The sequence below is a fragment of the Chamaesiphon sp. genome (assembly GCF_041737865.1).
Classification (GTDB): Bacteria; Cyanobacteriota; Cyanobacteriia; order Cyanobacteriales; family Chamaesiphonaceae; genus Chamaesiphon.
This window is the reverse complement of sequence record NZ_JBGSQZ010000105.1, coordinates 1-8,113: the sequence shown is the minus strand read 5'-3', so window position 1 is coordinate 8,113 and position 8,113 is coordinate 1. Positions and strand designations below refer to the sequence as shown.

9 protein-coding genes and 1 pseudogene are annotated in these 8,113 nt (G+C 42.5%); 3 read left to right on the top strand and 7 right to left on the bottom strand.

The genetic code is table 11. From position 1 onward, the window contains the following. Window positions 1-576: 576 nt before the first annotated feature. Together ACEW9J_RS07575 and mobC are read right to left on the bottom strand one after the other, a co-directional pair. A complete protein-coding gene (locus tag ACEW9J_RS07575) occupies window positions 577-1,740 on the bottom strand; it encodes a relaxase/mobilization nuclease domain-containing protein (RefSeq protein ID WP_373544524.1) in 1,164 nt (387 codons plus the stop codon). 3 nt (window positions 1,741-1,743) lie between these two features. Beyond that, the gene (gene mobC, locus ACEW9J_RS07570) at window positions 1,744-2,118 is read right to left on the bottom strand and encodes a plasmid mobilization relaxosome protein MobC (RefSeq protein WP_373544523.1); all 375 of its coding nucleotides are present in this window, start codon (window positions 2,116-2,118) and stop codon (window positions 1,744-1,746) included. Between the two features lie 554 nt (window positions 2,119-2,672). Between mobC and ACEW9J_RS07565 the strand changes: the two genes are divergently transcribed. From ACEW9J_RS07565 to ACEW9J_RS07555, 3 genes are read left to right on the top strand one after another with little or no spacing between them, the layout of a single operon-like run. Then, window positions 2,673-3,140, top strand: a complete 468-nt coding sequence (locus tag ACEW9J_RS07565; protein WP_373544522.1) for a hypothetical protein — start codon at window positions 2,673-2,675, stop codon at window positions 3,138-3,140. Window positions 3,141-3,185: 45 nt separating this feature from the next. Beyond that, window positions 3,186-4,337 (top strand): ParM/StbA family protein, encoded by a 1,152-nt coding sequence (locus tag ACEW9J_RS07560; protein ID WP_373544521.1) that lies wholly within the window; start codon window positions 3,186-3,188, stop codon window positions 4,335-4,337. A 2-nt stretch (window positions 4,338-4,339) separates the two neighbouring features. Then, window positions 4,340-5,449: a cobalamin biosynthesis protein CobQ gene (locus tag ACEW9J_RS07555; RefSeq protein ID WP_373544520.1), complete on the top strand. Its 1,110-nt coding sequence runs from the start codon at window positions 4,340-4,342 to the stop codon at window positions 5,447-5,449. 62 nt (window positions 5,450-5,511) lie between these two features. On the opposite strand, the gene ACEW9J_RS07550 is transcribed toward ACEW9J_RS07555, so the two are convergent. From ACEW9J_RS07550 to ACEW9J_RS07530, 5 genes and pseudogenes are all read right to left on the bottom strand, one after another. Beyond that, window positions 5,512-5,784, bottom strand: coding sequence for a hypothetical protein (locus ACEW9J_RS07550; RefSeq protein WP_373544519.1), 273 nt, complete (start codon window positions 5,782-5,784; stop codon window positions 5,512-5,514). Between the two features lie 88 nt (window positions 5,785-5,872). Next, window positions 5,873-6,142: a hypothetical protein gene (locus ACEW9J_RS07545; protein ID WP_373544518.1), complete on the bottom strand. Its 270-nt coding sequence runs from the start codon at window positions 6,140-6,142 to the stop codon at window positions 5,873-5,875. After that, the gene (locus ACEW9J_RS07540; RefSeq protein WP_373544517.1) at window positions 6,135-6,323 is read right to left on the bottom strand and encodes a hypothetical protein; all 189 of its coding nucleotides are present in this window, start codon (window positions 6,321-6,323) and stop codon (window positions 6,135-6,137) included. Before ACEW9J_RS07540 ends, ACEW9J_RS07545 begins: the two co-directional genes overlap by 8 nt. Window positions 6,324-6,602: 279 nt before the next feature. Continuing rightward, window positions 6,603-7,448 (bottom strand): glycosyltransferase family 2 protein, encoded by an 846-nt coding sequence (locus tag ACEW9J_RS07535; RefSeq protein ID WP_373544516.1) that lies wholly within the window; start codon window positions 7,446-7,448, stop codon window positions 6,603-6,605. 365 nt (window positions 7,449-7,813) lie between these two features. Then, window positions 7,814-8,113: pseudogene (locus ACEW9J_RS07530) on the bottom strand (hypothetical protein); the annotation flags it as partial.

Genomic DNA, 8,113 nt, shown 5'->3' with positions numbered 1-8,113 from the left:
AAATTGATGGAGCGAACCACTAACTCCTCTGGCTGCTAATCGCATCGCTGCTCCGATTGCGATGGAGAAGCAGTCATTGATGGTTGAGTATCAATGTTTGAGGTTTTCATTTATAATGTAAAAACTATTTTATTTTTGTTTAGGTAAGTGTTTTCACTTGCCTTTTTTTTCTAGTTACATCTTAACATTTCTATTTGTCCGATAACAGATATGTTTAATTAAAACAACGCTTCGTTTAAGGCGATTGTTATTACTAATAGATTCCCGATCTTTCACAACAACCCAACTCATTACTGTATCCCTACCCCTAGAATTTTGGTAATAATCTCGTTGGCGTAGCCTCTCCCTTAGAGAATCGTACAAACTCTCAATTGCTAACTGAATTAAAAATAGGCTACGCATTGCGTAGCCTATTTCGATCGGACTTTAAGCGAATAAAGATTGAGCTAGTGAGATGGGCATTGTTCACGAGTCAAATCTTTACGAATTGATAAGTTCAACCACTTTTTAGGTATTAATTATCCTCGCAACCTTTACCTCTCCGTCGCCAGTTCTTACTAACAAAGACCGAGTATTTTATAAAGACATACCCCGACTGAGATTCCGGCTTTCTACAGGCTTGGATCTTTGAAAAACTGGATAGATATCCGGTTGCTCTAAGACTTGCTCCGCCACGTTCTCAAACTTTTCTGGCTCCACCCCATTGAAGCGTTCGAGTTGTTCGACATCCCGCTGCTCGATATTGGGAAAACCGACAGGTTCCCAGCCATCATCTGTTTTACTCGCCTTGAACATCAATCGGTGAGGGCGCATTCTAATCACACTCAGAGTGTCCCCTTCCAATTTAATATCTGCACGAGAGTTCTTAAATTTAGTGCCACGTCCCAATTTCATCAGAGCCATCTCCACAGCCCGATCGAACATCGCCCGATTGCTCTCACTCAACCGCACGGGTTTTTCCTGGCTCTTGATATTAGTCGCTTGCATCAGCGGAAGATCTTCAGCCGTAACGGATACCCGATCGTTCACCACCGCCCAACTCGCTCCAAGATCGCTACCCTTATGGCTTTCCCCCTCTTTGAGGTAGGTAATTCCCATGACATTATCGCTCATGCTGAGGTTGAACCGGACATCGATATCGGACTGAGCCAACCTGTCGAGCCAAGTCTCCAGATTAGGACGATCGTTGAGTGAAGCAGCAACGATCCGAGCGAGATCGGAATCTAGGTTAATCCCTTGCGCTTTCTCCCGTTTAACCTCCCAAGACGACTTAATTTCCCGTAGCCCAAAGTCTCGCTCTGCTGCTCGGAGAATCTTTTGAATCCGATACCTGTCGAAACTGTCCCTAACGTATTCACCCTTGACACTCACAGCATTAGTAACAATGTGCATGTGGTCGTGGTCGTGAGCATAATCGTGTCCAGGGTCATCGCGATGATGATCGATCGCGATAAACTGACACTCTCCATAACCCAAGCCGTCTAGAATCCGAAAGGCGATCGCTTCCTTGGTAATATCATCGACATCGCCATCCTTTGGCGAAAAAGAAATTGAGAAGTGGCGAACGGGCTTAGTTACCGAACGGCGGAGATTTGCCACCATCCGAAACTCCCGTGCTAAGTCGGCAGGTACGTCCGTAAAGACACAGCCACCGATGATGCGGGGTCGTTTATCAGAATCTAATAAGTAATCCATGACTCCACGAAAGCCGTTGCCCTTAATAATTTTGGCGATCGTCATGTCTTACCCTGCTACTCTCAAAATTGCCTGTGTCGCTCGATTGTTGGCTTCAACTGCTGCGCGTAGTTCTGCTTCATCAATGACGATCGACTGCCCTGTAAACTTAGCCAGATGGATTGCTTTGGTTATTTGATTGAGGTTGTTTCCCTGCGCTCTGAGTTCGCGGTAGTTTAACATCAAGTTTTCATAGTCTGGATTGGGGATATTCCGAACGGCTGTATAAACCCGCTTTAATCCTCTCGCTCTCAAATATTCAGAGCGATTTAAACCCGTCTTTTGGGCGGAAGCATCGATAATCCGCAACTCGCGATCGCTCATTCGCACTTCTACTCGCCGAAATTTACCTTCAAGAATGTCAATCTCTTCTTGCTTACTCATGATTACCTATTGAATTATGCTGACTACTTGAAAACTTTGGAACCGATTCAGATCGCGACGGTATTGTTACGCAAAGTAATATGTTTTAAACGGGATTTTCGAGGCTAACCCTCGCAGCTTCAAATCTTCAATTGCGGCTGGCATGAGGGGGGATTGAAGGGGGGAACGCCCTCACCAGACTGCACCGACCGTAAATTGCCGCAGGCGATTGTACGGACGGTAGCATGGCTGGCTCCCCCGCCTCACAATCGGTTTCAACCTGCACTCAATTCTACGCTTTCACTAGCAGATTCAGATCGGCACAATTGCGGGTAAATTCTAGAATAATTGAGCAATATTTGATGGGGTTACTAATAGAAATCAATGTGGGTAGCTCTTACTATTAGCCAATTTAACAACAATACGACTGAAATATTCTACGACGAGCGAACATTTTACTGAGATAGCTGACTTGGATCGGTCGCAATAACTGATATTTCTCAGTATTTACGCTGATTACGCTCGTATTAAGTGAAATCTAAGTGGATAATAGAATTCACTAAAATGACGAATTTATGGCTCAATCAACGAGAAGAAAAATCGGCATAGATTTTGGAGAAAGTGATGGGCAACTGAAGAGTATTCATGCCTATTTAGCTAAATCTCCTTCATCACGAGAGACTATTGCTGACGCTTTGATTGCTTGCCTTTTACCCGCAGCGATGTTTTCTCAAGAGGAAATATCGGAGAAGGAATTATGGACGATTGGGTATCAGTCGATCGATCGATTAATCGCTCAGATTAATTCCATCGTCGATCTTTATAGTCTTGAGGGTATCCCGTTGCCAGTTGATGGTTTAGCCAGGAGAGTTTCTTTTTTGGGACAGCCTTCTACTCCCCCATCGACTCAACAGCTTCGGAGCATCGATGCAGATTCAAATTCAGATGATGGGGATACAGATGAAGATGAAGATGAAGATGAGGAGTTTGAATTAATCAAACCTCAATCCTCTGCAAATTTTTCCTTGTTGATGACAAAGTAGGTATCGCTCGATTTTCACTGGGTAAATATGGCTAAAAATAAACTTATGTCAGTTGTCATCGATCTTGGGGCTAGTTTGACCAAGATCATTGGCATCTGTGATGGGGTGATGATTTCTGTAGTCATGTCCCCAGAAGTAATCGAGATCGATCGTTTGACTTTAGATGGGCAGTTAAATAGTTACGGTAAAGGTGCAAAGTCTCCCAGAGCCACCGTCGAATATTGTTTTGTTGGGGTCAAAGATCGTTACTATGCTGTTGGCGACTTGGCACAACGGTTTGGAGCCTTTCAACGGTTCAAGCCACTCAAGATCGATGCTGCTGTGTACAAGATCTTGGCAGGGATATCGATTCTGGCCCATCGCTTTGAGTTAGGGCAAAAATACAATTTATCGATTGGGTGTTTGTTACCACCTGGGGAGTTGGCGGATTGTCGGTTGTTGGAACAGCAACTGATCTCATTTCTGCCTCACTTTGATTCGCCACTGGGGATGATGAATGTCAAGCTGGTGGGGTCTTGCTTTCACCCAGAAGGTGCCGGAATCCTCGAACTGTATCAAAATCGCCAATCTGCCAATCCCCAATCTAAAGTTGGCGTATTCATGGCAGGTCATCGGAATTTAACTTGTTACATTACCAAGAATGGAGTAGTTAGTGATTTTGCTAGTTGTGACCTGGGCTTCAATAATTGGGTCAAGGAAGTCGTCAAAAGAACCTCTGGATACAAGTTAGAGGATTTGAGTGTAGCGATCGCTAAATATTGGTTGAAGGAGGATAAGGCTGCTCTCCAGCCGATGCTGCGGCAGAAGGAAGAGCAGGCTGCTGAAGAAGAACTTACTCGTCTGATTCAGGTACTGGAATCTACCAACGAAATCTACTGTCAGGCGATTTTCAACTGGTTAGATGAATATTTACCCAGCGATCTAGAAGAAGTAATGATTTCTGGAGGAGCGGCGGACGTGCTTAGAGATGAACTAGTTTACTACTTCGATCGTCGATTGCCGTCTCGCGAACAGTTAGATGGCAAAACACCTATTTACTATAGCGACACCGGATTTAACTTACCCAAGTTAGATGTACCAGCAGGATGCCAATCGCGGATGGCCGATGTTTACTGCCTTTGGGAGTATCTGATGCCTAAACCTCAACCTAAATCTGTAATTAAATCTCAATCTAAAATAACTACAAAAGCTGGATAATTATGACTAAGAAGGCAATTAAAACTGTTAAAGCTCCAGATCCAGTCATCGATACGACTCCCAAGAGAACGTCAATTGGATTTATGCTGAGTGAGAAGGGTGGGATGGGCAAAACCACCGTGGCATTGACAGCAGCAGAGCAAATGACAGCGGCAAACCATCCATTTTTCCTGATTGACGCGGATGCGTCTACGCCGAATGTGGGGCTGACGTATCGGAAGGCGATGTATGAGGGCTTCAGGAATGGTACAACGGTAACGGAGAATCTAGATCTTCAAACTGTTTCTCGGAAGAATTCGACTACCACTAAGAAAAAAGAGGCAGTTCTGACCCTTCAAGAACAAATTACCTTTACAGGTAATGCTGATGATTACTTTTTGGCCGACCAAATTTTCGATATTGCCAAACAGCAGGATGTTCTAATTGTGATGCCTTCCCAGGTGGCTGCCTACCTCAATCGCTGGATCGAACAGAATGATGTAGTGGGAATGTTGGCAGATCCCGATAATACGATCGATATTGTATTTTTCTTCATCACCAATGGTACGCCGGAATCACTGGAACTGTTCGTGGAATCAGTTGAGGCTTCTCAGGGTAAGATTCCGCATGTCTTGGTCAAAAACTTGGGTGCCCCGACAAATATCCGCTGGGAGCGGGGCGGCTTCGATCCTGATGGCAGAATCCAGGCACTGTTAGATAAGTATGGATTTCAGTCCATTTTCTTTCCAGAGATGTTGATTGCTCCAGAAGACAAGAATAAGATCCTAAGCGAGTATATTCCCTTTAGTGAGGCGATCGATTCTAACTGGATTCCATTTTCGACCAATCGACGGCTCAAAAAGTGGTTGAGAGAAGCGAGTCTGGCTCTTTGGAGTACGGGTTTAATTCCTTACCACCCCGATTACATTCCTGAAGCAGTCCTGATTGCTGAAGCTGAGGCTGAAGCGGCACTAAAAGCAGCGGAAGAAGCTGAAGCAGCTCTCAAAATAGCTCAAGCCGCTGCTGAAGCCGTTGTTAGTGAATCTGATGCTGAACCTGAAACTAGCGAAGTGAAAGTGGGTTCTCCTGTCGCGTTGGCTGATGCTTTCTTTGACGATACACCCGAATTCTAAATCAACTAATTAAAAAAGGGTTTAGTAACAATTACCAAACCCTTTTTTAATTGGTGTCAATCCTAATAGCAATATCGGCTGACCATTTCTTGGAGGTTAGATCCTAGAGGATCTTCTACTGGCGAAACTAATGTCAAGGCTTGATTTTGTAAGTCCCGTTTAGCCTGTCTTGTTTGAATTTGAATTTTCAATCGATCTAGATCTTTAATATCGAAATAATTGATAAACCTGCCTCCAGACCACAAAGCAGTACTACTCAATGTATAACGATTGCGATATCCGTCTAGCCTTTCAACACTAATACCGACATACTCAGCCGCTTCTTTTCTTTGCATTATCATAATTAATCTTGAAGTAGCTTATAGATTTATCATAACTTTTCAATCCAAAGAATCAGATCGGTCAAATAACTGAGACTTAAAATTAAATTAATCCAGCTTCAATCGCCACGATTCCCAATCCAAAAATAAAGAATTTAACAAAATAATTAACTGAAATTAGTGGCGAAGTACCCAGTCCAACTGCAAAGCAGATAGCTGGATACTTTTGTTGACCGCTTGCGATTACAGCATCTATTCCCGCTGAGGTATGCTGATAGTAGTAGGTCAAAAGAATACCTAGACAGATCCAGAGGATTGAAATACTCCAGTACAGAGCAAATTCAAATCTATCCCTCCATTTTTTATTAATCATGATAATTGGAAACGCTTTTCATTTCTGATTCGCACTTCCAGCATTTTTCCAACATCCAAACTGTATAAAGTTTTTGAAATTTAATCGGATTGATAATTAACGTAGCTGTGGGATGTCTGATCGGTTGACTGATAAATGCTACCCACGGAAATTTAACTTTGGCTGAATCTTTATCAAACATATACATACATCTCGATTGATAGAGATAAGCTTTGACCTTTTATGATTCAAGTTTATCTTCTATATGAGTCAGATCGGTTCAGCTATTTGTCGGAATTAGATCGAGCGATTGTCGCAAGATAATTTACTATCTTTGAATTTGATAGCAAAGCACTGCCTTGAGCAGGTCGCATGATGTGGTAATGATACTTTGTCAACATTTTTTTCGATCGCTTATCATGAGTTTTTATTCTCAATCTAAATTAATATCAAAATCTGACGATATCGAACTAACCTAACTCTATTTTAACATTTTAGCTCGATCGGCAAATGCTTCTATTTGCTGAAATTCTTGATGGCGAGAGAAATATTTATCTTTTAGTAGAACGAGAGTCAAAATATCATTTTCATCCAAACAAGGATAGAATTCTTGGCGATCGACTATCCACTCTATTTCCTTAGCCCAATCTTGATAATTAGACTTACCAATCATTCCTTGATTAGTTTGGACATAATCTACCAAGATTGATGGATTAATCCTAAAGCTTTCTCCTCCCCAATGGCAGATACATTTAAGCAGAAACTCATAATCGATATAAACTTTGAGTTCGGGATTCCAAGTTAAACTTAGATCCTTAGTGTTCCGATGAGCGAATCCGTTACCATCGATGAGTTGCTGGTGACTAATTAATTCTTCCACTGTACAATCTGAAGTAGGAGAGAAGAACTCTTTACCTCGTTTAACCACAACACCATCCTGGACAATATCGCGTCTGCGTTGCTGAATCGGCATAGCATAATTTACCTGGGAATGATGCTCGAAGAAAGCGATCGTTTCCTCTACGAAATTGGGCTTGAAGGTGTTGTCATCATCGAGATAGGTCACGATGTCACCTTGTGCGATTACTACCCCTCTATTGCGTCCATAGGATAGACCAAAACCCTTGTCGGGATGCAGCATTTCCAAATAGGTATGGGTGAAATCGATTTGGGAGTTAGAGATTAAGTCTCGTGTAGCAATATCTTCACCATCGTTGATGACAATCCATTCAAAGTCTTGACTGGATTGAGCTTTCAAGGAGTCGATAGCTTGGGACAATAATTGAGGACGCAATCTAGTCACAGTGATAATCGAGACTTTTGGCATAATCTATTTCTAATGAAGGCAGAAGGCAGAAGGCAGAGGGTAGAAGATTATTCTATTAATAGAAAGTAGTTTTGATGTTTATCGAAGGCAATACCCAACTTACGATCGATCCAGAAAAGCAACCGCTTTCTACCATATATATTTTTGATAATGAATTGCTGATAAATATCCGATTCAGATTTACAAAAAGTTCCAGACAACTTAACCTCTCGATTTCTGGTATATGCTAGACACTCGATTCTGCAAGCTAATCGGATTGTCGTAAGATCTACTTTGTCTTTTTTCATGCAACCGAACTCCTAGCTTCACTAATACTCAATCGTGTGATTCAAATCCCCCAATATCGATCAGGGGATTTTAATCACTCAACCAGTTATCAACTTATCAATAATTTCAACCGCAGTATCTACCGGAATAAACACCTTAGTTCGATAATTGATAATCTCAGTAAAACAGCCCAAAGCCTTGAGCCACTCGATTTTATCGCTACCATAAACAGCCACTACTTCCAATCGATCTTCCCCCTTATAATAGTTCCGCTGTAACTGCCACTGTCCCGCCGATGTCACCTCATTCCGTTCCCAAACTAGTTGGAAGATTTCATCGGCAGTCAGTTTGGACTCGCCAGCAATGCCAAAATCTCGATACACCTTATCGATTTTCAG

Coding starts and splice junctions, on each gene's coding strand:
- ACEW9J_RS07555 (WP_373544520.1), top strand. CDS start 4,340: ATGACTAAGAAGGCAATTAAAACTGTTAAAGCTCCAGATCCAGTCATC.
- mobC (WP_373544523.1), bottom strand. CDS start 2,118: ATGAGTAAGCAAGAAGAGATTGACATTCTTGAAGGTAAATTTCGGCGA.
- ACEW9J_RS07560 (WP_373544521.1), top strand. CDS start 3,186: ATGTCAGTTGTCATCGATCTTGGGGCTAGTTTGACCAAGATCATTGGC.
- ACEW9J_RS07535 (WP_373544516.1), bottom strand. CDS start 7,448: ATGCCAAAAGTCTCGATTATCACTGTGACTAGATTGCGTCCTCAATTA.
- ACEW9J_RS07540 (WP_373544517.1), bottom strand. CDS start 6,323: ATGTTTGATAAAGATTCAGCCAAAGTTAAATTTCCGTGGGTAGCATTT.
- ACEW9J_RS07575 (WP_373544524.1), bottom strand. CDS start 1,740: ATGACGATCGCCAAAATTATTAAGGGCAACGGCTTTCGTGGAGTCATG.
- ACEW9J_RS07550 (WP_373544519.1), bottom strand. CDS start 5,784: ATGCAAAGAAAAGAAGCGGCTGAGTATGTCGGTATTAGTGTTGAAAGG.
- ACEW9J_RS07545 (WP_373544518.1), bottom strand. CDS start 6,142: ATGATTAATAAAAAATGGAGGGATAGATTTGAATTTGCTCTGTACTGG.
- ACEW9J_RS07565 (WP_373544522.1), top strand. CDS start 2,673: ATGGCTCAATCAACGAGAAGAAAAATCGGCATAGATTTTGGAGAAAGT.